Raw genomic sequence first — 1,336 nt, forward strand, 5'->3', positions numbered from 1 at the left:
AGCCGGCCAGCGGATGCCGCAGCATCGCCGCGAAGTCCGGATCGCGGCGGCGTACCGCGGCGTCGGCGCGGCCGTGCTCGTCGACCTGCTCCACGCCCAGCAGCGCCTCGCCGAGCGCGGCGGCCTGCGCGCGCAACTGGGCCAGGGTGTCGGGCTCGACCATCAGGTCGGGATTGACGAAGGCCAGCCACGGCGTGTCGCTGGCCGCGGCGCCCTGGTTGCAGGCGGTGGCGAAGCCGGGGTTGTCGGGATTGGCGATGAAGCGCACCCGCGCATCGTCCAGCGCGTGCCGCTGCACCACGGCGAGGGTGTCGTCGCGCGAGGCGTTGTCGACCACGCGGATCTGCGCCACCTCAGCCGCCGCGCGCAACCGCTGCAGACAGGCATCGATGGTGCTGCCGCTCTCGTAGGTCACCACCACCACGGCTATCTGCTGTTCGCTCATCGGCCGATTATCCCGTATGTCCCCCGCGTGCGCCGCCCGCCACGCGCACCGCGGGCATGGCGGCGGCGGCGATTGCCGCGCATACTCTGCGCCCCGTGCGCTGCGCGGCCGCTTGCGGCCCCGCGCGCATGGGAGACGGAGCGATCCGTGTCCTCTCCTTCGCCCAGTGCAGATGCCGGTCAGCGTTGTTTCCTGTCCCAGGCTGCCGCCCCACCCCGCAGACCGCGCGCGCCGCCTGAGCCCGCGCCCATGCCGAGATGCCGGCGGCGCCCGCTTCTCCGCTCCCGATCGCGCGACCGGGCCCTGTCCCAGGCCTCCTCGCTTCTGGTCTAGACCAACCACCCGCAAGGGCCGCGCTGTGGCGCATGGCATGCCCAGCCTGCGGCCGCTGGCACGGCGCGCCGGGTCGTGCCGGCACCGCGAGGCACGCGCATGAGCGCCCGCCACCAGATGCACGGCATGGGCACGCAGACCGTGGCCGCCGACTGGCCGCCGCTGTCCGACGGCGAGGTGGAAGCCCTGCTGCGGCAGTACGCCCTGCCCGGCCGCCTGCACGCCTTGCGTTGGCACAGCCCGCGCCCGTTCTCGGCAGCGGCTGAGGTCGAGACCGCCGCCGGCACGCTGTTCGTCAAGCGCCACCATCGCCGCGTGCGCGACCTGCACGCGCTGGGCGAGGAGCATGCCTTCATCGCGCAGCTGCGCGCGCAGGGCGTGCCGGTGCCGGAGGTGCTGCGCGACCGCGATGGCGCCAGCGCGGTGCGGCGTGGCCACTGGACCTACGAGGTGATGCGTGCCGGCGAGGGCGAGGACCGCTACCGCGAGGCGATGTCGTGGACGCCCTTCGCCGACACCGCGCATGCCGCTGCCGCCGGCCGCGCGCTGGCCGCGCTG

Annotated in this window: 2 protein-coding genes; one reads left to right on the forward strand and one right to left on the reverse strand. The window is 74.6% G+C overall.

Translation table 11 applies throughout. The features are described from left to right. The coding region (locus D588_RS0119500) for a glycosyltransferase (protein ID WP_017917185.1) at window positions 1-445 on the reverse strand (445 nt) is incomplete at its 3' end. 432 nt (window positions 446-877) lie between these two features. Here D588_RS0119500 and D588_RS0119505 point away from each other — a divergent pair. After that, the coding region (locus tag D588_RS0119505; RefSeq protein WP_017917186.1) for a phosphotransferase at window positions 878-1,336 on the forward strand (459 nt) is incomplete at its 3' end.

Origin of the sequence: Xanthomonas sp. SHU 308 (assembly GCF_000364645.1) — a bacterium.
GTDB classification, from domain to species: Bacteria; Pseudomonadota; Gammaproteobacteria; order Xanthomonadales; family Xanthomonadaceae; genus Xanthomonas_A; species Xanthomonas_A sontii.